Origin of the sequence: Blattabacterium cuenoti (assembly GCF_014252395.1) — a bacterium.
Taxonomy (GTDB): Bacteria; Bacteroidota; Bacteroidia; order Flavobacteriales; family Blattabacteriaceae; genus Blattabacterium; species Blattabacterium cuenoti_AA.
The window spans coordinates 558,520-584,406 of the sequence record NZ_CP059219.1; the positions used below are offsets into that span (position 1 = coordinate 558,520).

The window sequence follows — 25,887 nt, forward strand, 5'->3', positions numbered from 1 at the left end:
ACTTATGATAAAAGATAATAATAAAATTAGATTAAATCATTACTTATCTGATGCTGGTATTTCTTCTAGAAGAAATGCAGATAAACTTATTAAATCTGGAGTTATTGAAGTTAATGGTAAAATAGTTAATAAATTAGGTACTGTTGTACAAAAAGATGATGTTATAAAATTTCACGGAGAAAAAATTAAAATTAAAAATAAAATTTATATACTTCTTAATAAACCTAAAGGTTTTATTACAACAACAAAAGATCAATTTAATAGAAAAACAGTAATTGATTTAATTCCTAATAATTTATATAACAGAATTTATCCTGTTGGAAGATTAGATTCTTCTACTACAGGTGTGTTGCTTTTAACAAATGATGGATCTATAACTGAAAAATTAACTCATCCAAAATACCATATAAAAAAAATATATCATGTGTCATTACATAAAAAAATTAATGATAAAGATTTAGATAAAATTAGAAAAGGAGAAATATCCTTAAAAGAAGGTAAAGTAAAAGTAATATTTGTTAAAAAAGATAAAAAAAATAAAGTAAAAATAGGATTGTATATGGGATGGAATAGAATTATAAAAAGACTTTTTAAAAAACTTAATTATTTAGTTGTACAATTAGATAGAATTAATTTTGCTGGATTTACTAAAAAAAATATTAAAATAGGAAAATGGTGTTTTTTAAATGAAAACAAAGTAAAAAATATTATAGAAAAAAATTTTTTATATGAAAAAAAAAATAACCATTATTAATGGTCCAAATTTAAATTTATTAGGAAAAAGAGAACCAAAAATATATGGAACTAAAAATTTTATAGATTTTCTTGAACAAATAAAAAAAAAAGAAATTTTTTTAAATATAGAAATAAATTATTTTCAAAGTAATAGTGAGGGTAAAATTATAGATTTTTTACAATTTATAGGATTTCAATCTGATGGTATTATTATAAATGCAGGAGCTTACACACATACTTCTATAGGAATTGCTGATGCTATCAAATCTATACCGGCTATAGTTATAGAAGTTCATATATCAAATATTTATTCTAGAGAATCTTTTAGAAAAAAATCATTTCTTTCTACAGTTTGTAATGGTACAATTTTTGGTTTTGGATTAAAATCCTATGAATTAGGAATAATTAGTTTTTGTTTATAAAAAAATTTATCCTCATTATTTAATTTTTTTATGTATTGTATAATATCATTTTTTCCATATTTTTTTTTTATGGAAACTTTAAACCATATAAATGGTTTATATGTTTTAATTTTTTTTATAGATAAAAAAATATTTTTATCAAGAGTTTTACAATTTAATTTATCTATTTTTGTAAAAACAATACAAAAATGAATTTTTTTATTATTCAATTTTTGTATGAAATCTAAATCTATTTTTTGAATAATAAATCTACAATCTATTAATAAAAATAAACAATTAATATTTTTTCTATGAAAAATATAATTTTCAATTAATTCTTGTATTTTTTTTTTATTTTTTTTTTCAGAAAAATATCCATATCCTGGTAAATCAATTAAATACCATTTATTATTTATTAAATAATGATTAATCAATTTTGTACTTCCTGGATGAGAAGAAACTTTAGCTATTTTTTTTCTATTAATTATACAGTTTATTAAACTAGATTTACCTACGTTAGAACGTCCAGCAAATGCATATTCAGGGTTTTTTTTAATAAATAATTGATTAAAATTATATGTACTTCTTTTAAATTTTACAGAAAAAATTTTCATGATCAAAATGAAATTTAGAAAGCCATTTTTCTAAAATTTTTATAAATCTATTAGGACATTCCATCATAGGAACATGTCCACATTTATCTATCCAATATAATTCAGAATGAGGCAATAATCTATGAAATTCTTTTGCTATTTCTGGTGGAGTTACGTTATCTTGTTTTCCCCAAATTAAACAAATAGGTTGTTGTATGACAGATAAATCTTTAGACATATTGTATTTCATAGCGCTTTTTGCAATATATAAAGTTTTAATTCCTTTTTTCTTATCGTTTACAATATGAAAAACTTCATCTACTAATTCTTTGGTTGCTATTTTAGGATCATAAAATACTTCTTGTGATTTTTTTCTTATATATTCATAATTTTCTCTTTTAGGAAAAGCATCCCCAAAAGATTTTTCAAACAAACCAGAACTCCCTGTAAGAACAACGGAATGAACTAAATCAATTCTTTTTTTAGCTATAATTAAGGCAATATGTCCTCCTAAAGAATTTCCTATTAAAGTAGCTTTTTTAACTCCTATTTCCATTAGGAATTGAATTATATATTTAGATAAACTAAAAATATTTGTAAAAAGTAATGGCATCTTATAAATAGGTAATGAAGGGATAATGACTTTATAACCTTTTTTTGGAAAAAAATCTAAAAGAGCTTTAAAATTGCTTAATCCACCCATTAATCCATGAAGTAAAATTAAAGGATGTCCTTTTCCTTTTTTTATATGAGGATATTTTTTTTCTTTATTTTTTTTAAAATAAAACATAACATCATATTTCTTTATTTTTTTATCTTCTTTTGAAGAATAAAATAAGCCGCTTTTGCTGCTATTTCTTCTGATTCTTTTTTTGAAAATCCTCTTCCTTTAGTTTTAATATTATATTCTAATATTGTAAATTCAGATAAATAAATAATTGTATTTTTATTTTTTTTTTCTTTAAAAGTCTTAAAATTTATAATAAACTTATTTTTTTGAGACCATTCTATAATCCATACTTTATAACTATAAATTTCATTTTCTAATTTTTTTATGTTTACATGATCATGTAATATTTTTTTATGTACAAAATTATTACAAGCTTTATATCCTATTTCTAAATAAATGAATCCTATCAAAGCTTCAAGTGTATTTCCTAATATATTATCAGATATAACGGTTTTTTTAAAAAAAATATCTGTAAAAGTTAATTTTTTAGATATTTCATTTAAATTTTTTCTGCATACTATTTTAGATCGTATTTTAGTTAATTCTCCTTCTTTTTTATAAGGAAACTTTTCACATAAAAAATGTGATATTATAGTATTTAATACCGCATCTCCTAAAAATTCTAATCTTTGAAAATTAATAGAATAATTTTTATTTAAATTTCTTTTTTTTGCGGAAAAACTATATATAAAAACTTCTTTTAAAAATTTTTTATTTTTAGGACAAAAACCTAATATTTTTTTTAATCTTTCAATTAAAAAAGATAATTCTTTGGTATTATTTTCTAATATCATCTATTTTTTTAAATAAAATACATACATTATGTCCTCCAAAACCAAAAGTGTTACACATACTAATTTTTATTTTTCTTTTTATAGCATTATTTGGAGTAAAATTAATTTTGGAATCTATATTTTTATCTATATGAAATAAATTTATAGTTGGAGGTATTATATTTTTTGTTAATGGTAGTATAGAAGCAATTGTTTCTATTGCTCCTGCTGCTCCAAGTAAATGACCTGTCATAGATTTTGTGGAATTAATACTGATATTATATATATTTTCACGAAATACTTTTTGTATTGCTTTTATTTCTGATAAATCTCCTAATTTAGTAGAAGTACCATGAGAATTAATATGATCTACTTCTTCGTATTTAACTCCTGCATCTTTTATAGCTGTTTTCATTGCTAAAACAATTCCCTTTCCTGTTGGATGAGGAGCTGTTATATGATAAGCATCTCCAGACATTCCAACTCCTCCTATTTCCGCATATATTTTAGCGTTTCTATTTTTAGCATGTTTATATTCTTCAAGAATAAGACACCCACCTCCTTCTCCTAAAACAAATCCATCCCTATCCTTTTCAAAAGGACGAGATGCTGTTTTATAATCTTCATTTCTAGTAGATAAAGCATGCAAAGCATTAAAACCTCCTACTCCACTTTGTGTTATAGCGGCTTCAGAACCTCCAGTTACCATCATATCAGTTTTTCCTAGACATATTAAATGATATGCATCTACAATAGCATTTGAAGAAGAAGCACAAGAAGATACAGTTGCGTAATTTGGACCATGTAGTCCATGTCTCATGGAAATAAATCCAGCAGTTATATCTATGAGCATTTTAGGAATAAAAAAAGGATTAAATCTAGGAATTTTTCCTCCATTTACATAATCTGAAATAGATTCTTCTAAATTTAAAAGACCTCCTATTCCAGAAGACCAAATAACTCCAATTCTTTCTTTTTTTTCTTTAGAAAAATTAACTCCACTATCTTTTATAGCCTCTTCTGAGGCTACAATACCATATTGTGCACAAGGATCTAATTTCCGTATTTCTTTCTTATTAAAAAAAAGATTTGGATCATAATTTTTTAATTCACAAGCAAATTTAGTTTTATATTTTTTAGTATCGAAATAAGTAATAGGGGCAGATCCACTCTTTCCTTTAATAAGAGAAATCCAATAATCTTTTACGTTATTACCTATTGGAGTAATAGTACCTATACCAGTAATTACTACTTTTTTCAATTTCTCCATACTTATGACGCATAAAAATATATTTTATACTTTTATTATAAATTTTTTTTATCAATTAGAAGATCTTCTATAGCCTTAATAGCTTCACCTACTGTTGTTATTTTTTCTGCTTTTTCATCAGAAATACTAATATTAAATTCTTTTTCAAATTCCATAATAAGTTCCACTATATCTAAGGAATCTGCCCCTAAATCATTTGTAAAACTAGCAGTAGGAACAATTTCACTTTTATCTACACTTAATTTTTCTACAATAAGAGTATTTACTCTAGATGCAATATCAGACATAAGATCACAATTTTTTTTCTAATACAAAATTAGTAAACTTTTGTAAATCATATATAAATTTGCTTTTTATAGTTATTTGAAACAGATTATGAATATGATGATCCCTTCTTCCTTAGAAGATTATGGAATAGTAAACTCTTCTAATAATTGGCAATTAACTCCTCATGAATTACAAAACATAATTATTAAAAATAAAATGGGTATGGAGACAAAATCAGGAGTATTATCGGTTAATACCGGATTATTTACCGGTAGATCGCCTAAAGATAGATTTATAGTAAAGGATAGTATTACAGAAAAAAAAGTATGGTGGGATAAAAAATTTAATCAATCTTTTGATCCAAAAAAATTTGATAGATTATATAAAAAAGTAGTTAAATATTTATCTAAAAAAACATTATACATTAGAGATGGATATTTATGTTCTGATAAACGTTATCAGTTAAAAGTTCGTTCTATTAGTGAATATCCATGGTCTGATCTATTTATTTATAATCTATTTTTAAGATTTAAAACAATTCAAAAAAGTTTACCTGATTGGTTATTATTTTGTGCTCCTGGATTTCAAGCAGATCCTATAAATGATGGGACTCATAATAAAAATTTCTCTATATTAAATTTTTATAAAAGAATTATTTTAATAGGAGGATCTGGATATACAGGAGAAATAAAAAAATCTATTTTTTCTGTTCTAAATTTTATACTTCCTACAAAAAATAATGTATTTCCAATGCATTGTGCTGCAAATGTAGGAAAATATAAAAAAGATACGGCTCTTTTTTTTGGTTTGTCTGGAACAGGAAAAACTACTATTTCTAATGATAACAATAGAAATTTGGTGGGAGATGATGAACATGGATGGACTTGTGATAATATTATTTTTAATTTTGAAGGAGGATGTTATGCAAAAATATTAGGAATTTCTAAAGAAAAAGAACCTATGATTTATCATGCTATAAAAAAAGGAGCTATGTTAGAAAACGTAATAGTAAAAAAAGAAACTAATGAAGTAGACTTTTTTAATGATTCTATTACTCAAAATATAAGAGTAAGTTATCCTATTTTTTTTATAAAAAATATTGAAAAAAAATTATTATCATCTAATATAAAAAATGTTTTTTTTCTAACATACGATGCTTTTGGGGTTTTACCTCCTATAGCTAAATTAAATAAAGCACAATCATCTTATTATTTTTTATTAGGATATACATCTAAAGTAGCTGGAACTGAATTAAATATTAAAGAACCACAAGCTACTTTTTCTTTTTGTTTTGGAGCTCCATTTATGCCTTTACATCCTGTTCAATATACAAAAATGCTTATGAAAAAATTGGATAATAATGAAAATAAAATAAATGTATGGTTAGTTAATACAGGATTAATATCAGGTGGATCTTCATCTGGATTTCGTATTAAATTAAACGATACTAGACAAATTGTTAAAAGTGTTTTAAGTGGAGTTTTATCAAAAGTTCCTTATGAAAAAGATCCAATTTTTAATTTTCAAATACCAAAATATTGTCCTGGTATATTTTCTAATATTTTAAATCCAAAAAACGCATGGAAAAATAAAAATATGTATCAAAATCAAGTAAAAAAACTTGCAAAAAAATTTATAAATCATTTTAATTTATATAGAAAATATATAGACAAAAATATTTTATCTGGAGAACCTATTTTAAAATAATTATATCTTATAATTTTTTATAAAATTCTTAATGTATTTACCAAATATATCAAATTCTATATTAACTATATCTCCTATCTTCATAAGATGTAGATTTGTATTTTTGTAAGTATAAGGAATAATAGATACACTAAATACATATTTAGTGTATGTTATTATAGTAAGACTAATTCCATTTATAGTAATAGATCCTTTTTTAACTATTGAATGATATAATTTTTCTTTAGATTTAAAAAAAAATAACCAACTACCATTTTTATTTTCTATTTTAATAATTTTAGCAGTTGTATCTACATGTCCTTGTACTATATGTCCATTTAATCTTTCATATATAATTAATGCTCTTTCTAAATTTACTTTATCTTTAATTTTTAAAAAATTTAAATTAGTACATTGTAAAGTTTCTTCAGAAGCAATAACAGAATAAGTTTTTTTATCTATATCTATAACAGTCAAACATATTCCATTATGACATATACTTTGATTAATTTTTATTTTGTTTAAAAAAGGATTTTTTAAAGTAATAAAAAGATTATTTTTTTTACGGTTTAATTTATATATTTTTGTTGTACATTCCACAATTCCAGTAAACATATTTATTTTTATTAATTTTAATTTTTATTATTCATGAATTATAGAAAAAAAATTATAGTTGGATTTACTACAGGGGATATTAATGGAATAGGAATAGAAGTTTTTTTAAAAGTATGTTGTAAAAAAAAAATATTAGATTTTTTTACGCCAATATTATTTGGATCTACTAAATTATGTTATTATTATAAAAAAATTTTAAATATAGAAATAAATAACATACGAGAAATAAAAAATTTTAAAGAAATTTTAGATTATAAAATAAATGTATTAAATATATGGAAAGAAGATATAAAATTTGAATTAATTAAAATAAATCATCCTGATTCAGGTAAATACTCTATTTCATCTTTGAAAAGATCTGTAAAATATCTTAAAGAAGGTAAAATAGATGTATTAGTAACAGCTCCAGTTAATAAAAAATGTATGAATTTAAAAAAATTTTCATTTTTTGGTCATACTGAATATTTACAAAATGTTTTAGAAGGAGATTCATTAATGTTAATGATTCACAATACTTTAAAAATAGCTTTAGTTACTAATCACTTACCTTTAAAAAAAGTAAGTTCAGAATTAAATATTAAAAAAATAATAAAATCAATTAAAATTTTACGTCAATCCCTTATAATGGATTTTTTTATAGAAAAACCTAAAATAGCAGTTTTAGGATGCAATCCTCATTCAAGTGATAATGGATTAATAGGTGATGAAGAAAAAACAAAAATTAAACCTGCTATAGAAAATTTATTTCAAAAAAAAGGATGGTTAATTTTTGGACCTTATTCCTCAGATAGTTTTTTTGGAAATAAAAAATATAAAAATTTTGATGCTATTTTAGCAATGTATCACGACCAAGGATTAATTCCTTTTAAAACATTAACATTTAATAATGGAGTCAATTTTACGGCTGGTCTTTCTCATATACGAACTTCTCCAGATCATGGAGTAGCTTATGATATAGCAAAAAAAGGTATTGCCAATGAAAAATCTTTTGAAGAAGCTATTTTTACTGCTATAAAAATATTTAAAAATAGAAAAGAATATAAAAAATTAATTAAAAAATTATAAAATAATAATAACTAAATTTTTTTTTATTTTAAAAATACCTTTTTTTATTTCAATCTTTTTTTCTATATTATTATTATCTAATAATTTTAAATATCCATTTCCTAATATGGAAATAAACGGTGCATGATTTTTTAATATTTGAAAATAACCATTTAATCCAGGAGCAATAATAGAAATAATTATATTTGACTGATATAAAATTTTATAATAATTAATAATTGTTATTTTCACTATTTTTATGTTTTTAAGGATAACATTTTTTTTCCAGTTTCTATTACTTGTTCTATAGTTCCTTTTAAATTAAAAGCAGATTCAGGAATCTGATCTAATTTTCCATCTATTATCATATTAAATCCTTTTATAGTATCTTCAATTTTAACAAATTCTCCTTCAATACCTGTAAATTGTTTCGCTACATAAAAAGGTTGAGATAAAAAACGTTGAACACGTCTAGCTCTAGATACTATTAATTTGTCTTCTTCATTTAATTCTTCTATTCCTAGAATAGCTATAATATCTTGTAAAGAATTATATTTTTGTAAAATTTTTTTAACACGTTGAGCGCAATTATAATGATTTTTATCTATAAAATCTGTAGATAAAATACGTGAAGTTGAATCCAATGGATCTACTGAAGGATAAATACCTAAAGAAGCTATTTTTCTTGAAAGAACAGTGGTAGCATCTAAATGTGAAAATGTAATGGCAGGGGCTGGATCTGTTAAATCATCTGCAGGAACATAAACTGCTTGTACTGAAGTTATAGATCCTTTTTTAGTAGAAGTAATTCTCTCTTGCATAGAACCCATTTCAGATGATAAAGTAGGTTGATATCCTACAGATGAAGGTATTCTTCCTAATAAAGCAGAAACTTCAGATCCAGCTTGAGTGAATCTAAATATATTATCTATGAAAAATAATACATCTTGACCTTCTTTTCCTTCTATAGGTTGATCTCTATAATATTCAGCTAATGTTAAACCAGATAAAGCAACTCTAGCTCTAGCTCCAGGTGGTTCATTCATTTGTCCAAAAACAAAAGTAACTTTAGATTCTTTTAAAATTTCTTTATCAACTTTAGAAATATCCCAATCACCCTTTTTCATAGACTCCATAAAAGCATTCCCATATTTTATAATTCCAGATTCTAACATTTCTCTCAATAAATCATTTCCTTCTCTAGATCGTTCTCCTACTCCTGCAAAAACAGATTTTCCTCCATGACCTTTTGCTATATTATTTATTAATTCTTGTATTAATACAGTTTTTCCTACTCCAGCTCCTCCAAATAATCCAATTTTTCCTCCTTTTGGATAAGGTTCAATTAAATCTATAACCTTAATACCTGTATATAATATTTCTGTATCTGTGGATAAATCTATAAATTTTGGAGGATCATTATGAATAGGTTTAGTTGTAGATCTGTCTATATTTCCTAATCCATCTATACAATCTCCTAACACATTAAAAACTCTACCATTAATAGAATCTCCTACAGGTACACTAATTGGTTTATATAAAACGTTAACTTCCTGACCTCTTTTTAATCCATCTGTTTCTTCCATAGAAAGACACCTAACCTTTTTATCTCCAATATGTTGTTGTACTTCTAATATTATTTTGTTTTTTTTAGATAAATTTGCGGATAAAGCGTCATAAATTCTAGGAAGAGGAACATTTTCTTTAAAAGAAACATCAATGACTGGTCCTATTATTTTAGTAATTATTCCTTTGAACTTATTTTTATTATGCATTATTATTTTAATTTTTTATATGTCATTTATATTTTTACGTTTGTAAATGTAAAATAAATAAAAAATTTTGAAAATTTATTCATTTATAGATGAATTTTATTCTTTTTATCCATGTGTATTTACACTTGGAGTTTTTGATGGAGTTCATACAGGTCATAAAAAAGTAATTCAAAATTTAATTTTTAAAGCAAAAAAAAAATATTGTATTGTTTTACTCACTTTTTATCCACATCCAAAAGAAATATTAAATCCTGATAAAAAATTATTTTATTTAAATACTCTTTCTGAAAGAATATGTAATTTGAAAAAAATGGGTATAGAACACTTGATTATTCATCCTTTTACTGTAAAATTTTCAAAATTAAGTACAAAAGATTTTTTTAAAAGAATTTTATATCCTAAGTTTAAAATTAAAAAGATAATTATTGGACATGATTCACATATTGGAAAAAATAGAAATGGAAATTTTAAAAATTTAAAAATTCTATCTAAAATTCATGGATTTGATATTTATAAAGTTTATCCTCATAAATTAAAAAAAAAAATAGTTAGTTCTACTGAAATACGTAAATCTCTATTATTAGGAGATATCAAATGGGCTAATCAAGCTTTAGGTTATTTTTATACATTATCCGGAAATATTATAAAAGGAAAAGGGTTAGGAAGGAAAATAAATTTTCCAACCGCTAATATACAAATTGATTCAAAAAAATTAATACCGAAAAAAGGAGTTTATGCTGTTAAAATTAATTATTTAGATCAAATATATAAAGGAATGTTGAATATTGGAGTTAATCCTACTATTGAAAGTAGTAATAAAAAAATTAAAATAGAAGTACATATTTTTAATTTTTTAAAAAATATTTATGGTAAAAAAATTGACGTTTTAATTTTTCAATTAATTCGTGAAGAAAAAAAATTTAATACTCTTCAAGAATTAAAAAATCAAATTTTTGAAGATCAAAAAAATATTAAAACATTTTTTAAAAAAAAAATGTTTTAAATTATTCTATTTTATGAAAAAAAAAATTGATCAAATAATTAAAAATTTATTATTATATCAAAAAAAAAATTTAAATAATAAATATATATTAATTTCAAAAAATTATTCTATAATAGAATATATTAATAAAAAATATCTTCATAAATTTAATAAAATTGAATTTTTTACAATAAAAAAATTTTTAGAAAAAATTTCTGGATTTAAAATTTTGGATGATTTTTACATTATTCTTTATTTAATTTCTACTTTTAAAAAAGATGATTTATTAAATGTATTTCATAATTTTCTAAATTGTTTACCTAAAATATTAAATGATTTTAAAGATTTAGATTTAAATTTTATTGATGTTGAACCTTTTTTTTATTCCGTTATTTCTGCAGAAAGAATACAAAATTGGAATATAAATATAAAAGATATTTTTTGGGAAAAAATTCATGAATACTATTATATTTTACGATCTAAACTTTTAAAAGAAGGTAAGTTATATAAAGGGATGTTATTCGAAGAAATAATTACTTATCATTTGAATTTTTTTTTTAAAAAAAATTTGAATACAAAAATTATTTTTTTTTTTATAAAAACTTTTATTAATAAATATGAAAAAGAATTTATAAAAAAACTTACTCTATACAACAAACAAGTATTTATATATGATTTATCAGAATTAGAAAATAACTCTAAAAAAAATGATCAATTTTTAATTTTAGAAAAAGAAAATATAGTAAAAACAAAAAAAATTAAAAGTAATTTAAAAGTCATTAGTGTTTCTAAAGAAATAGAACAAGTTAAAATTGTAGAAACTTTAGTATCTAAATTTTTACTAAAAAATAAAAGAAAAAAATATAAAATATTAATTATACCAGGAGATAATTCCTTATTTATTCCATTAATATCTTCTATAAAAAAAAATATAAAAATTAATAAAACATCTATAAACATAGATATAAATTATCCCTTAAAAAATATTCCTATTAATTATGTTTTTCATTCAATATTTAAATTATTAATTAAAAAAAATAATTTTAAAAAATTTATTAAAAAAGATGTAATAAGAGTATTATTAAATGGATATATTCAAAATTTTTTTTTAAAAAAAAATTCTTTTTTAAAAAAATTAAATGTTGAAGATGGATATTTTGTTTCCAATAGTATGATAAAGAAATATTTATCAAAAAATGATTTATGGATTATTTTTCAAATTCCAACTGAAAATACAAAAAAAATTTTAATAAGTTTTATCAGTTTTATTAGAAAAATAAAAAAATTTCTTTTAAAAAATATTAATAAACATTTATTGGAATTAAAATTCATTTTTAAATTAGAAGTTTATATACAAAAATTAAGAATAATAGTTAGAAAAAATAAACATTTATTATTTGGAATAGATGATATTTTTCATTTGTATGAAATATTTATTAATACTGAAAATATACGGTATATTAATAAAAATAAAGGTAAAGAAAAATTATATATAACAGGTTTTACAGATATTTTTTTTGAAAATTTTGATGTATCCATAATTACTTCTTTTAATGAAGGTATTATCCCTCCATATAATAAAAAAAATTCTTTTATACCTATAGATATTCGTAAAAAATTTAAAATAGATGACAAAAATAATAATTATTATTTAAATCATTTTACAAGAATTTTAAAATCTTCAAAAAAAATGTTTTTAATATATAAAAATCATCCAGATGAAATAAATTCTGGAGAAAAAAGTCGTTTTATTCATCAAATAGAAATGAATCATAAAATGACAATAGAAGAAAAAATTCTACCATTTTTAACTAAAAACTTAATAAGAAATCCTATTATAATTAAAAAAACAAAATATATAATTCATCGTTTACATGAATTAATAAAAAAAGGAATATCTCCTTCTTCTATCAATTTATATAATTACAATCCTCTTTTATTCTACTATAAAAAAATTCTTAAATTAAAAAATATAGAACAACCCTCTTTAAAAAAAGAAATGGGTAAAATAATTCATAAAATATTAAAGATTTTATATACTCCTATGAAAGGAAATTATATAACAATTGATTCTATTAATAAAATTAAAAATAATTATGAATCTATTATTAAACAAATTTTTTCTAAGGATCAAGAAAAAATAAATGATAGAAATATGTTATTTTTTTTTATTACAAAAAATTATATAAAAAATTTTATTTTATGGGATGAAAAATTTGTTAAAAATGGTAAAAAAATTTTTATTAAAGAAATAGAATATAAAATTTCTACAAAATTAAATATAAAATCTAAAATAGTAAATATACACGGTATTATAGATCGTATAGATGAGTGTGATGGTATTACTCGTATTATAGATTATAAAATAGGATATTCTAAAACTAATGAAATAAATGTTTCTTTTAAAAATATTGAAAATATTTTTAAAGAACCTAATTATGCTAAAACAATGCAACTACTTATTTATCTTTATTTATGGTTTAAATCATCTTTTTTTGTAGAAAGTAAAAAAAATACAATAATAGAACTTATTTCTCCTAAAAATATTGACGGAAAAAGTTTAGTATTACAAATTCCTATAAATTTTTTTCAACACAAAAAAAGAAATATAACATATGAAGATTATATAAAAAAAATACTTCCATTTCTTATAGGAAGAATATCAGAAATTATAAATCCAAAAATTCCAATTATAGAAAAAATTTATTGATTTATAATATATTTAACAATATAATCTCCTACTTCTTCAGTAGTTGATGAAAAATCAGAATCAATAATATCTGTAGTACAAATTTTTGATTCAATAGAATTTTTAACAGCTTCTTCTAAAAGATTTTTTTCTTTATGCATGCCAAAATGATCTAACATCATAGATCCTGAAAGAATAGAACCTAATGGATTCGCTATATTTTTATTTTTTGCTTTAGGATAAGATCCATGTATAGGTTCAAACATAGATTTATTTTCACCTATAGAAGCAGATGGTAATAATCCTAAAGAACCTGTAATTACACTAGATTCATCGGATAGAATATCTCCGAACATGTTATCAGTTAAAATTATATCAAAGTTTTTTGGATTAAGAATGATTTGCATAGCAGCATTATCTATGTACATAAAATCTAAATATACATTTGGATAATCTAATCCAATTTCTTTAACTGTTTCACGCCATAATCTAGAAGTTTCTAATACATTAGCTTTATCCACTAATGTTACTTTATTTTTCCTTTTAATAGCAGCTTTAAAAGCCATTTCTCCTATTTTTTGAATTTCTTTTTTGGAATAAACACAATAATCAAAAGCTTCATTTCCATTATTGGAACGTCCTTTTTCACCAAAATAAATACCTCCTGTTAATTCCCGATAAATTACAAAGTTTACTCCATCCAGTAATTCTTTTTTTATAGGAGATTTATTTATTTTTGAATAAACTATTACAGGACGAATATTACAAAATAAATTCATTTTTTTTCTAAGTTTTAATAACCCATCCTCAGGTCTTTTTCCTCTTGGATAAGAATCATATTTTGAATCTCCTACACAACCAAATAAAATAGCATCAGATTTTAAACAAGCATCTATAGTTTTTTCTGGAATTGGATTTCCAAATTTTTCTATAGCTACTCCTCCAACAAAATATTTTTTATAAAAAAAATTATGATTATATTTTTTAGCTATAGAATTTAAAACTTTTATTGTTTGTTTTATCACCTCTGGACCTATTCCATCTCCTTCTATCACAGAAATATTTTTATTCATATTTTTTTTTTAAAAAATTCCCCTATTTTTTTCAAAAATTTCTACCTCTTTTTTAAGAGAAACTAAAAAATCTATATCATCATAACCATTTAAAAAACAATTTTTTTTATATGGATGAATATTAAATTTTTCAAATTCTTTTGTTTTTATTATTAAAACTTTTTGATTAATTAAATCTACTTTAATTTTTGTTTTTGGATTTTTTTCAACTATATTAAATAATTTTTGTAAAAAAAAATTGGAAACTTCTACAACAAGTAATCCATTATTCATCGCATTTTCTTTAAAAATATCAGCAAAAAAACTAGATATTACAACCCTAAATCCATAATCATAAATAGACCAAGCTGCATGTTCTCTACTAGATCCACAACCAAAATTTCTTCCTGTTAAAAGAATTTTTCCATAAAAATTAGGATTATTTAATATAAAATCTTTGTTAATTTTACGCCAATCTATAAAAAGATTTTTACCATATTCTTCACGTTTAGTTTTTTTTAAAAAACGAGCTGGTATAATTTGATCAGTATCTATATCTTCTATAGATATAGGAACAACTTGACTAATTAATATTGTAAATTTTTTCATGAATATATTTATTTACATCTATAATTTTACCTTTAATAGCAGTAATAGCAGCAGTTAAAGGACTTGCAAGTAATGTTCTAGCTCCTGGACCTTGTCTTCCTTCAAAATTTCTGTTAGATGTAGAAATACAATATTCACCATATGGTATTTTATCATCGTTCATTCCTAAACAAGCAGAGCATCCTGGCTGACGAAATTCTAATCCAGATTCTTTAAATATTTTATCTAATCCTTCTTTTTTTACTTGTTTAACTACTTGATTTGATCCAGGTACTATTAATACTTTTGTATTGATAGCTTTTTTTTTACCCTTTACTATAGAAGCTACCAATCTTAAATCTTCTATTCTAGAATTAGTACAACTTCCTATAAAAATATAGTTAATTTTTTTTCCTATTAAAGATTCTCCTGGATGAAAATTCATATAAGTCAATGACTTAAAAAATGACTTTAAATTTGTATTATTATTTTTTGGTATACATTCAGATATTTTTATAGACATACCAGGATTTGTCCCATAAGTAATCATTGGTTCAATTTCTTCAACATTGAAATAATATTCTTTATCAAACGTAGTATTTTTATCTGTTTCTAAAGACTTCCAATATTTCATTATTTTTTTATTATTATTTAATTCTAAAAAATTATTTTTATTTTTTAGATAATCAAAAGTAACCTCATCTGGAGCTATTAATCCCCCTTTTGCTCCCATCTCAATACTCATATTACAAATAGTCATTCTTCCTTCCATACTCATTTCTTTAATGACTAATCCTGTATATTCTATAAAATAACCAATGCCTGCATCTACTCCCAATTTAGAAATAATATATAAAATAATATCCTTTGGAGTAACTCCTTTTTTTATTTTACCATTCAATTGAATTTTCATTTTTTTTGGTTTTGATAATAATAAACATTGACTAGCCATAACCATAGTTACTTGACTAGTTCCAATACCAAAAGCTATACATCCAAAAGCTCCGTGAGTAGAAGTATGACTATCTCCACAAACTATTGTCATACCAGGTATAGTATACCCTAATTCAGGTCCTATAACATGAACAATTCCATTATTTTCATGACCCAATCCATATAACGTTATTCCAAATTTTTTACAATTATATGTTAACATGTTTATTTGTTTTCTTGATAAATGGTCTAAAACAGGTAAATTTTGATTAATTGTAGGAACATTATGATCCGCCGTAGCTATAATTTTTTTAGGTCTAAAAATAGAAAAATTTCTATTTTTTAATTCTATAAAAGCTTGTGGACTAGTTACTTCATGTATATAATGTCTATCTATATAAATAATATCTATATTATTTTCTAGTTTTTTTACTACATGATAATCCCAAATTTTTTCAAATAATGATTTTTGCATATTTATACAACATTTATTCTTCTACCACTATTATTAGTAGTATGCAAAACTTTATTTTTATCTTTATTATTTAATTTTTGTAAAATTATTTTTAATTCTTTATTAGTAATCTCCTTTTTTTTATCTGCATGTTTTAAAAATATAGAATAAATTAAATCTAAAGAATTTTTATTTAATAAATATCCTAATTTTTTATAACGGTAAGCTAATGCAGCTCTACCACTTCTAGCTGTTAAAATAATTGAAGATTGATCTATTCCAACATCTTTTGGATTAATACTTTCATAAGTTTCTCTTTTTTTTATTACACCATCTTGGTGTATTCCTGATGAATGAGAAAAAGCATTAATTCCTACTATAGCTTTATTAGCTTGTACTTTCATTCCTGTAGATTCAGATACTAAATGGCTTATATCAGAAATAAGTTTTGTATTTATATTAGTAAATAAATTTAAACTATTATTTTGTTTAATAATCATCACTATCTCTTCTAAAGATGTATTTCCTGCTCTTTCTCCAATACCATTAATAGTACATTCAATTTGTTCTGCTCCATTTATTATTCCATATAGAGAATTAGCCGTAGCTAATCCTAAATCATTATGACAATGAGTAGATAATACTATTTTATGAATACCTTTAACATTTTCTTTTAAAAAACGTATTTTATTACCATATTCTTCAGGTAAACAATATCCAGTAGTATCAGGAATATTTATTACTGTAGCTCCATATTTTATAACATTTTCACAAACTTTTGCTAAAAATTCATTTTCTGTTCTACCTGCATCTTCTGCATAAAATTCTACATCCTCTACAAATTTTTTAGCATACTTTACAGCATATATAGCTTTTTCTATAATTTTTTCTGGAGTACTTTTAAATTTATAACGTATATGACAATCTGATGTTCCTATACCAGTATGAATTCTTGCTCTATTAGCATATTTTAAAGAATTAGCTGCTATTTCTATATCTTTTTCTACTGCTCTAGATAATGCACATACTATTGCTTTTTTTACAGATTTAGAAATTTCTTGAACAGATTGATAATCTCCTGGACTTGAAGTAGGAAATCCTGCTTCAATTACATCAACTCCTAATGTTTCTAATTTTTTAGCTATTTTTACTTTTTCTTTAGTATTTAATTTACATCCTGGAACTTGTTCCCCATCTCGCAAAGTTGTGTCAAAAATTTTAATTCTTTTTTTTACCATACCATTGTATTATTTTGATAATATCAAAACTATTTTTTACAAAAATAAAATAGAAATAAATTTTCTTGAAACTTACAATATCTAGTATTGAAAATTATTACATATTTTTCTATTTATCAAATAAAATATAATTATAGGATTACAATGTCTAATAATAAATCAAATCACCTTTTTTTATTAATACAAACTTTATCAAAATCTGAAAAGAGAAATTTTAAGCTTTATGCAAATCGTATAAGAATAAATAAACATGCTAAGTTTATGAAACTATTTCAAGTAATAAGTAAAATGGATTTTTATGACGAAAAAAAAATATTAGAAGATACTTCTATAAGAAAAGTACAATTATCTAATATGAAATCTCATTTATATAAACAAATATTAATTAGTCTAAAATTACAACATACTGATAATAATTATGATATAAAAATACGTGAATATTTAGATATTGCTAAAATATTGTATAATAAAGGATTATATATTCAAAGTTTAAAATTTTTAGGAAAAGCAAAAATTATTGCTAAAATCTATGAATATAATTCCATTCTTTTGGAATTAGTGGAATTTGAAAAAATGATTGAATCTCAACATATAACTAGAAGTCTTCATTCTAAATCCGGAGAATTAGCAGTAGAATCTAAAGAATTAATTGAAAAAATTCAATATACCAATGCTTTATCTAATCTTTCTTTAGAATTATATGGATTATATCTAAAAGTTGGATATGTTAGAAATGAAAAAGATAAAATATTTATAGAAACATATTTTCGTACAAATATTCCAAAATTTGATTTTAAAAAACTTTTTTTTTATGAAAAGCTATTTTTACATCAAGCTCAAGTATGGTATCATTATATACGACAAGATTTCATAATGTGTTATAGATCTTCTTATAAATGGGTAGAATTATTTAAAAATCATAAAAAAGCAAAAAAAATAGCTCCTGTTAGTTATTTAAAAGGATATCACTATTTATTAGGTACCTTATTTTATTTGAATCATTATTCAAAATTTACTGATGTATTAAAAACATTTGAAAAAGAAGTTAAAAATGGAGAAATACTTATAAACGAAAATACAAAAATATTAATTTTTATGTATACATATACTAACCGTATTAACAAGCATTATATGGAAGGAAGTTTTTCAGAAGGAGTTCAAAAAATTATACCGTCTTTGCTTATAGATTTTAAAAAGTTTTCTAATAGATTAGATTATCATTATATTATGGTACTTTATTATAAAATAGCTTGTTTATATTTTGGTAGTGGAGATAATTTAAATACTATTCGGTATTTATTAAAAATTATAGAAAATAAAAAAAAAAATTTAAGACAAGATTTACAATGTTTTGCTAGACTATTACATTTAATTGCTTGTTATGAAAGTGGTTTAGATGAAAACATGGACCAAAAAATTCAATCTGCATATAAATTTTTTATCCAAATGGATGATTGGTATATTGTACAAAAAAAAATAATATATTTTTTTAAAAATTTAGGTAATGTATATCCACATCAAATAAAATGTCAATTTAAAAAACTAAGAGATAAATTGATTAAATATTATCATCATCCTTATGAAAAAAGAACTTTTTTATATTTAGATATAATATCTTGGTTAACTTCTAAAATAGAAAATAAATCTATAGAAATTATTATAAAAGAAAAATTTTTAAAAAAAAAAAAAACAATAATAAAATCATTTTTTAAATAAAAATATAATTCTAAAAAAAATCATCATGAAATATGATAAAATAAAATTTATAATTATTAATAAATTGAAATGATCTATATAATCAATAATTGAATAAAAAAAAATAATAATTCCTAAAAATAACTTTATAATAATAAATAAAATATAAATATATATAATCATTCTAGGAAATTTATTCCTTAAAACTAAGAAAAATAAAAATAAAAAACTACTTACAGTAAATAATACTGTATTTATTTTCAATACATAAAAAAAATATTTTTTAAAAAAAAAGAAATTGAATAGTATATGAATAAAACTAAAAAAAAAAGTAAAAAAATTATATTTTATAATCTGTTTTATCATTTTCATTAATAAAAATACTATTATTATATGAAAACTATCATAGATGAACTTTCATGGAGAGGTTTAATACAAAATAAAGTATCTGGTGTAGAACAAAAATTAAAAAAACCAACTACAATGTATATTGGTTTTGATCCTACATCTGATTCTCTTCATTTAGGTAATTTATTACCTATTATTATGTTAATTCATTTTCAAAAAATGGGACATAAATCTTTAGCATTGATTGGTGGAGCTACAGGTTTTATAGGAGATCCCTCTGAAAAATATAATAGTAGGATTTTTTTAAGTAAAGAAATTTTACAAAAAAATACAAAACTTATAAAAAATCAAATATTAAAACTTGTAAAAGTTCATTCAGAAAAAATAGAATTATTAAATAATTCAGATTGGATTCAAAATATTTCTTTTTTAGAATTTATTCGTAAAGTGGGTAAACACTTTACTATAAATTATATGATATCTAAAGATTCTGTAAAAAAAAGAATTAAAAATAAAAAAAACGGAATTTCTTTTACTGAATTTTCTTATACTCTTATACAAGGATATGACTTTTTATATTTAAATAAAGAAAAAAATTGTCAATTACAAATAGGAGGATCTGATCAATGGGGAAATATAACAACAGGTATAGAGCTTATTAGAAAAAAAACAGGAAAAAAAGTATATGGATTTACATTTCCTTTAATAACAAAATCTAATGGAATTAAGTTTGGAAAAAGTGAAAAAGGAGAAAATATATGGTTAGATGAAAAGAAAACATCTCCATATAAATTTTATCAATTTTGGATGAATATATCTGATTCAAAAATTGAAAAATATATAAAAATATATACTTTTTTTTCTAAAGAAAAAATTGAAATTTTAATTTTAAAACATAGAAAAAATCCAGATAAAAGATTTTTGCAAAGAGAATTAGCTAATGATATTACTAAATGGGTTCATGGAAAAGAAATATCTAAAAAAATAATGGAAATTACACATATATTATTTGATAAAAATCATAAAAAATTACATTATTTAGATGAAAAAAATTTTGTTTCTATATATAATCATATTCCACATATGGAACTTTCTTATGATGAATTTAAAAAAGGAATTTTTTTAATAGATTTATTAAAAAATAGTGGTTTTTTTTCTTCTAAAAGTGAAGCTATTCGTGCTATAAAAGCAAATTCTATTTATGTCAATAAACAAATGATTAAAGAAAATATATTATTAAAAAAAAATAACATAATAGGAATGAAATATATTTTATTACAATTTGGTAAAAAAAAATTCTTTATTATAAAAATAATATTGATTTAATATCCAAAATTTTTCAATTTTTTGTAATCATATCTCCATTTTTTTAATATTTTTACATGTAATTTTAATTTTATTTTTTTCTTTAAACAAGATTCTATACTTTTTACGGAAAAAAATTTCAACTTTTTTAAAGTTTTTCCTTTTTTTCCAATCAAAATTCCTTTTTGAGAATCTCTTTCTACATATATAGAAGAAAATATTTCTATGAAAGTTTTTTCTTTTTTTAAAAATTCTGTATCTATTTCCACAGAATAAGGTATTTCTTTTTTATAGAAAAAAAATATTTTTTCTCTAATTATTTCATTTACAAAAAAATATTCAGATTTATTACTTAAAGATATTTTAGGATAATAAGGAGGATGTTCAGATAATAATTCATAAATTTTATTCATTAATAAATCTTGATTCATTTTTTTTAATGCAGATATTGGTAATATTTCAGAATTAGGAAATAATTTATGCCAATAATCAATTGTTTTATATAAAATATTTTCTCTATATTCTATACCTATTTTATCTATTTTATTTATTAATATAATGATAGGAACATTCTTATTTTTTTTTATATAATCAATCATATAAAAATTTTCTAATTTTCCTATTTCTGTTGTTAATAGGATAATATCCCCATCATACAATGATTTTTTTACATATTGCATCATAATCCTTTGCATAGGGTAAATAGGATGTATTATACCTGGAGTATCAGAAAAAATAATTTGAAAATTAGGTTTATTAACAATTCCTAATATTCTATGACGAGTAGTTTGTGGTTTATTCGTTATTATAGAAATTTTTTTACCTATAAGAGCATTCATCAATGTAGATTTTCCTACATTAGGAAATCCTATGATATTAACAAAACCTGATTTATGAATCACTATATTATAATTTTTATTAATTTTTTTATTTTTATCTAAATACAATTCCTTGTTCTTTAAAAAAATCTATTAAAATTTTATGATTTTTTTGTATTTTTTCTTTTAGTATTTCTTTAGATAGGTTATTTAATATATCATGTTGAATAATTCTCCTTAAAGGTCTAGCTCCAAAATGATGATTATATCCTTTTTCTGCTAAATATTCTATAGCTTCATTAGTTGATTCTATACAAATATTTTTATTAAATAATAAATTTTTTAATTTTTTCATTTGCAACTTGACAATATCTTTAATTTCTTTTCTAGATAGTGGTTTAAATAAAATAATTTCATCTATACGATTAATAAATTCAGGTCTCACTACATTTTTTAACAAATCTATTAAAGTTTTTTTTGTAGTTTCTATTCTATTATAAGTGTAAGATTGATCCAAATTATCCTGTATGATATCTGCACCTATATTAGAAGTCATGATAATAATAGTATTTTTAAAATTAACTGTTTTTCCTTTATTATCTGTCAATCTACCATCATCTAATACCTGTAAAAGTATATTAAAAATATCTGAATGTGCTTTTTCTATTTCATCTAATAAAATGACACTATAAGGACGTCTACGGATAGCTTCTGTTAATTGACCACTATCATCATAACCTATATATCCAGGTGGAGCTCCTATAAGCCTGCTTACAGAATGACGTTCTTGATATTCGCTCATATCTATACGAACTATATTATTTTCATCGTCAAACAAATATTCTGCCAAAGTTTTTGCTAATTCTGTTTTTCCAACTCCTGTGCTCCCCATAAAAAGAAAGGAACCTATAGGTCTTTTTTCATCTTGTAATCCAGCTCTAGAACGTCTTATAGCATCTGAAACAGATTTAATAGCATCATTTTGTCCTATAACTCTTTTATGTAATTCTTTTTCTAAAAATAATAATTTTTCTCTTTCATTTTGCAACATTTTAGTAACTGGAATTCCAGTCCATTTAGATACTACTTGAGCTATGTCTTCTTTAGATACTTCTTTTTGTATCATTTTTTTACCTTGATCTTCTTGTTTTTTTAATTCATTTTCAAATGATTTAATTTTATTTTCTTCTTCTTTAATTTTTCCATATCTTAATTCTGCTACTTTTCCATAATCTCCTAATCTTTCTGCTTGTTCTGCTTCAAATTTAAAATTTTCTATTTTATCTTTTGTTTTTTGTATTCCTTCTACTAAATTTTTTTCACTTTGCCATTGAGTTTGTAACTGCATTTTTTCTTCATTTAATTTAGATAATTCTTTTTTTAAAGGAATTAATTGTTTTTCATCTTTTTCTCTTTTTAAAGCTTCTATTTGTATTTCCATATGCATAATTTTTCTATGTAATACATCTAATTCTTCTGGTTTAGAATTTATTTCCATTCTTAATTTAGAAGCCGCTTCATCTATTAAATCTATAGCTTTGTCTGGTAAAAATCGTTCATTTATATAACGTTTAGATAATTCTACAGCAGCTATAATAGATTCATCTTTAATTCTTACTTTATGATAACTTTCATATTTTTCTTTAATTCCACGTAATATAGATATTGCATCAATAATAGAAGGTTCATTAACATATACTTGTTGAAATCTTCTTTCTAAAGCCTTATCCTTTTTAAAATATTTTTGATATTCATTTAAAGTTGTTGCTCCTATTGCTCTAAGATCACCTCTTGCTAATGCTGGTTTCAAAATATTTGCTGCATCCATAGATCCTTCGCCTCCTCCTGCTCCAACTAAAATATGTATTTCATCTATAAATAAAATAATTTCTCCATCTGAGTATGTTACTTCTTTGACTACAGCTTTAAGACGTTCTTCAAATTCTCCTTTATATTTAGCTCCTGCTATTAAAGAAGCCATGTCTAAAGAAAAAACCTGTTTATTTTTTAAATTATCTGGAATATCACTACTAATAATACGATGTGCTAATCCTTCTGCAATAGCAGTTTTACCTACTCCTGGTTCTCCAATTAAAATTGGATTATTTTTTGTTCTTCTAGATAATATTTGTAAAACTCTACGTATTTCTTCATCACGTCCAATAACAGGATCTAATTTTCCTTTATTCGCCCATTCATTAAGATTTTTTGCATATTTTATTAAAGCATTATAGGTATTTTCTGGTGTATAAGAAATGACATTACCGCTTTTTTTTCTAATATTTTCAATTATTTCTTTTATATTTTTTTCTGTAATACCATGATTTTTTAACAGTTGAGAAGTAGAATCATTACTCATAAAAATACCATAAAAAATATGCTCTATAGAGATAAATTCATCTTTTAATAAAACAGCATAATTTTCTGCTATATTTAACATTTTAGTAACATTAGTACTAAAATGTTGAGTAAATGGTACACTTATGATTTTTGAATAAGAAGAAATAATACTATCTAAGCCTATTATTATTGATTGATTACTTACTTTTAATTTTTCTAAAAAAAATGATACTATATTTTCTTTAATTTTTAAAATTGATTTCAAAATATGTGCATTTTCAATAGATTGTTGATTATTATTTAATGCAATTTTTTGTGCTTTTTGTATTACTTCTTGAGATTTTATAGTAAACTTATTAAAATTCATATTAAGAAGTTTTTTTTTATAATAATATAAAAAAAATATGATAAGATTAAGAAGTTTTTTAACTAATTATTTAAAAATATTTATTTTAGTATTATGATAAATAAGGAAGAAATTCAATCTATTTCTGATAGAGTTAACAGAATTTATAATATGCTAAATATAGAAAAAGTAAAAGAAAATTTTGATAAAGAACAAAAAAAAATATCAACTATTGATTTTTGGAAAAAAAATAATAAATCTCAAAGTTTTATAAAAAATATGCATAATATGAAAACATGCATAAATGATTTTGAAAATTTAAAAGAATCTTTAGAAGAATTAAAAGTTATTTTATCTCTTTCCAAAGAAGAAAATTTAGAAAAAGAATTAAAAATTCAATTAAATAAAACTAAAAAATTACTTTTAAATATGGAATTAAAAAATCTTTTTTCAAAAAAAGAAGATTCTTTAAATGCTATATTACAAATTTCTTCTGGAGCAGGTGGGACTGAAAGTTGTGATTGGACTTCTATGTTAATGAGAATGTATATAATGTGGGCTGAAAAATATAATTTTTCCATTAAAAATATTCATCACATATATGGAGATATTATTGGAATTAAGTCTGTAACTTTAGAAATAAAAGGACTTTATGCTTTTGGACACTTAAAAGGAGAAAATGGAGTCCATAGGTTAATACGTATATCTCCATTTGATAGCAATTCAAAACGTCACACTTCTTTTTCTTCTGTTTATGTTTATCCTGTAATAGATGAAAATATAAATATAAATATAAAAATTTCAGATATTCAATGGGAAACATTTCGTTCTAGTGGAGCAGGTGGACAAAATGTTAATAAAGTAGAAACAGGAGTACGATTACGTCATCATCCAACTGGAATTATAATAGAAAATACAGAATCTAGATCTCAGATAAAAAATAGAAAAAAAGCTTTACAGCTTCTAAAATCTAGATTATTTGATATAGAAATTAATAAAAAAAATGAAGAAAAAGTAAAAATAGAATCTAAAAAAAAAAAAATAGAATGGGGATATCAAATACGTAATTATATTATGCATCCTTATAAATTAATAAAAGATTTAAGAACAGGTTATGAAACAACACAATTTCAATCCGTAATGGATGGAGAAATAGATCTTTTTTTAAAAAAATTTTTAATGCATAAAAAAAAATAAATATTTTTTCATA

Annotated in this window: 23 protein-coding genes; 9 read left to right on the forward strand and 14 right to left on the reverse strand. The window is 22.0% G+C overall.

Annotation, left to right across the window (positions count from 1 at the left end; genetic code table 11):
* Positions 1 to 4 precede the first annotated feature (4 nt).
* A complete protein-coding gene (locus tag H0H36_RS02745; RefSeq protein WP_185869557.1) occupies positions 5 to 754 on the forward strand; it encodes a pseudouridine synthase in 750 nt (249 codons plus the stop codon).
* Positions 729 to 1,157 (forward strand): type II 3-dehydroquinate dehydratase, encoded by a 429-nt coding sequence (aroQ, locus tag H0H36_RS02750; protein ID WP_185869558.1) that lies wholly within the window; start codon positions 729 to 731, stop codon positions 1,155 to 1,157. The genes H0H36_RS02745 and aroQ overlap by 26 nt, the downstream gene beginning before the upstream one ends.
* Here the strand turns inward: aroQ and yihA are convergent.
* From yihA to H0H36_RS02775, 5 genes are read right to left on the reverse strand one after another with little or no spacing between them, the layout of a single operon-like run.
* Complete coding sequence (gene yihA / locus H0H36_RS02755; RefSeq protein ID WP_185869559.1) at positions 1,124 to 1,750, reverse strand: ribosome biogenesis GTP-binding protein YihA/YsxC; 627 nt, start codon at positions 1,748 to 1,750, stop codon at positions 1,124 to 1,126. The genes aroQ and yihA overlap by 34 nt on opposite strands.
* Positions 1,725 to 2,519: an alpha/beta fold hydrolase gene (locus H0H36_RS02760; protein WP_185869560.1), complete on the reverse strand. Its 795-nt coding sequence runs from the start codon at positions 2,517 to 2,519 to the stop codon at positions 1,725 to 1,727. The genes yihA and H0H36_RS02760 overlap by 26 nt, the downstream gene beginning before the upstream one ends.
* Before the next feature lie 14 nt (positions 2,520 to 2,533).
* A complete protein-coding gene (locus H0H36_RS02765) occupies positions 2,534 to 3,253 on the reverse strand; it encodes a ribonuclease III family protein (protein WP_185869561.1) in 720 nt (239 codons plus the stop codon).
* Entirely contained in the window at positions 3,237 to 4,502 is a 1,266-nt protein-coding gene (fabF, locus tag H0H36_RS02770; protein WP_185869562.1) for a beta-ketoacyl-ACP synthase II, read from the reverse strand. The genes H0H36_RS02765 and fabF overlap by 17 nt, the downstream gene beginning before the upstream one ends.
* A 35-nt stretch (positions 4,503 to 4,537) precedes the next feature.
* Positions 4,538 to 4,789 carry an acyl carrier protein gene (locus H0H36_RS02775; RefSeq protein WP_185869563.1) on the reverse strand — a complete coding sequence of 84 codons (252 nt, stop codon included), beginning with the start codon at positions 4,787 to 4,789 and terminating at the stop codon, positions 4,538 to 4,540.
* Positions 4,790 to 4,877: 88 nt separating this feature from the next.
* On the opposite strand from H0H36_RS02775, the gene H0H36_RS02780 reads away from it, so the two are divergent.
* Positions 4,878 to 6,476 (forward strand): phosphoenolpyruvate carboxykinase (ATP), encoded by a 1,599-nt coding sequence (locus tag H0H36_RS02780; RefSeq protein ID WP_394366965.1) that lies wholly within the window; start codon positions 4,878 to 4,880, stop codon positions 6,474 to 6,476.
* Here the strand turns inward: H0H36_RS02780 and H0H36_RS02785 are convergent, their stop codons facing one another.
* Positions 6,477 to 7,070 carry a riboflavin synthase gene (locus tag H0H36_RS02785; RefSeq protein ID WP_185869564.1) on the reverse strand — a complete coding sequence of 198 codons (594 nt, stop codon included), beginning with the start codon at positions 7,068 to 7,070 and terminating at the stop codon, positions 6,477 to 6,479.
* Positions 7,071 to 7,103: 33 nt separating this feature from the next.
* Here H0H36_RS02785 and pdxA point away from each other — a divergent pair, with 33 nt between their 5' ends.
* Positions 7,104 to 8,135: a 4-hydroxythreonine-4-phosphate dehydrogenase PdxA gene (pdxA, locus tag H0H36_RS02790; protein WP_185869565.1), complete on the forward strand. Its 1,032-nt coding sequence runs from the start codon at positions 7,104 to 7,106 to the stop codon at positions 8,133 to 8,135.
* Here the strand turns inward: pdxA and H0H36_RS02795 are convergent.
* Together H0H36_RS02795 and atpD are read right to left on the reverse strand one after the other, a co-directional pair.
* The gene (locus tag H0H36_RS02795) at positions 8,130 to 8,366 is read right to left on the reverse strand and encodes a F0F1 ATP synthase subunit epsilon (protein WP_185869566.1); all 237 of its coding nucleotides are present in this window, start codon (positions 8,364 to 8,366) and stop codon (positions 8,130 to 8,132) included. The genes pdxA and H0H36_RS02795 overlap by 6 nt on opposite strands.
* 5 nt (positions 8,367 to 8,371) lie before the next feature.
* Positions 8,372 to 9,889, reverse strand: a complete 1,518-nt coding sequence (gene atpD, locus H0H36_RS02800; protein ID WP_185869567.1) for a F0F1 ATP synthase subunit beta — start codon at positions 9,887 to 9,889, stop codon at positions 8,372 to 8,374.
* Positions 9,890 to 9,956: 67 nt separating this feature from the next.
* Here atpD and H0H36_RS02805 point away from each other — a divergent pair, with 67 nt between their 5' ends.
* Positions 9,957 to 10,892, forward strand: coding sequence for a bifunctional riboflavin kinase/FAD synthetase (locus tag H0H36_RS02805; RefSeq protein WP_185869568.1), 936 nt, complete (start codon positions 9,957 to 9,959; stop codon positions 10,890 to 10,892).
* Positions 10,893 to 10,905: 13 nt separating this feature from the next.
* On the forward strand, positions 10,906 to 13,581 hold the full coding sequence (locus H0H36_RS02810; RefSeq protein WP_185869569.1) for a PD-(D/E)XK nuclease family protein: 2,676 nt from the start codon (positions 10,906 to 10,908) through the stop codon (positions 13,579 to 13,581).
* Here the strand turns inward: H0H36_RS02810 and leuB are convergent.
* The 4 genes from leuB to H0H36_RS02830 are packed head-to-tail and all read right to left on the reverse strand — an operon-like array spanning position 13,575 to position 17,825.
* Positions 13,575 to 14,633: a 3-isopropylmalate dehydrogenase gene (gene leuB / locus H0H36_RS02815; RefSeq protein ID WP_185869570.1), complete on the reverse strand. Its 1,059-nt coding sequence runs from the start codon at positions 14,631 to 14,633 to the stop codon at positions 13,575 to 13,577. The genes H0H36_RS02810 and leuB overlap by 7 nt on opposite strands.
* Positions 14,634 to 14,642: 9 nt before the next feature.
* Positions 14,643 to 15,221 carry a 3-isopropylmalate dehydratase small subunit gene (gene leuD / locus H0H36_RS02820; RefSeq protein ID WP_185869571.1) on the reverse strand — a complete coding sequence of 193 codons (579 nt, stop codon included), beginning with the start codon at positions 15,219 to 15,221 and terminating at the stop codon, positions 14,643 to 14,645.
* On the reverse strand, positions 15,196 to 16,608 hold the full coding sequence (gene leuC, locus H0H36_RS02825) for a 3-isopropylmalate dehydratase large subunit (protein WP_185869572.1): 1,413 nt from the start codon (positions 16,606 to 16,608) through the stop codon (positions 15,196 to 15,198). The genes leuD and leuC overlap by 26 nt, the downstream gene beginning before the upstream one ends.
* 2 nt (positions 16,609 to 16,610) lie before the next feature.
* Complete coding sequence (locus H0H36_RS02830) at positions 16,611 to 17,825, reverse strand: 2-isopropylmalate synthase (RefSeq protein ID WP_185869573.1); 1,215 nt, start codon at positions 17,823 to 17,825, stop codon at positions 16,611 to 16,613.
* Between the two features lie 87 nt (positions 17,826 to 17,912).
* On the opposite strand from H0H36_RS02830, the gene H0H36_RS02835 reads away from it, so the two are divergent.
* Together H0H36_RS02835 and tyrS are read left to right on the forward strand one after the other, a co-directional pair.
* Positions 17,913 to 19,541 carry a hypothetical protein gene (locus tag H0H36_RS02835; protein ID WP_238786201.1) on the forward strand — a complete coding sequence of 543 codons (1,629 nt, stop codon included), beginning with the start codon at positions 17,913 to 17,915 and terminating at the stop codon, positions 19,539 to 19,541.
* A gap of 372 nt (positions 19,542 to 19,913) precedes the next feature.
* Positions 19,914 to 21,194: a tyrosine--tRNA ligase gene (gene tyrS / locus H0H36_RS02840; protein ID WP_185869575.1), complete on the forward strand. Its 1,281-nt coding sequence runs from the start codon at positions 19,914 to 19,916 to the stop codon at positions 21,192 to 21,194.
* Here tyrS and era read toward each other — a convergent pair.
* Both era and clpB read right to left on the reverse strand, forming a co-directional pair.
* Entirely contained in the window at positions 21,191 to 22,075 is an 885-nt protein-coding gene (era, locus tag H0H36_RS02845; protein ID WP_185869576.1) for a GTPase Era, read from the reverse strand. The two genes, tyrS and era, sit on opposite strands and share 4 nt — an antisense overlap.
* 31 nt (positions 22,076 to 22,106) lie before the next feature.
* Positions 22,107 to 24,698, reverse strand: a complete 2,592-nt coding sequence (gene clpB, locus H0H36_RS02850) for an ATP-dependent chaperone ClpB (protein WP_185869577.1) — start codon at positions 24,696 to 24,698, stop codon at positions 22,107 to 22,109.
* Positions 24,699 to 24,791: 93 nt separating this feature from the next.
* Here clpB and prfB point away from each other — a divergent pair, with 93 nt between their 5' ends.
* Positions 24,792 to 25,874, forward strand: a complete 1,083-nt coding sequence (gene prfB / locus H0H36_RS02855) for a peptide chain release factor 2 (RefSeq protein ID WP_185869578.1) — start codon at positions 24,792 to 24,794, stop codon at positions 25,872 to 25,874.
* Positions 25,875 to 25,887 lie beyond the last annotated feature (13 nt).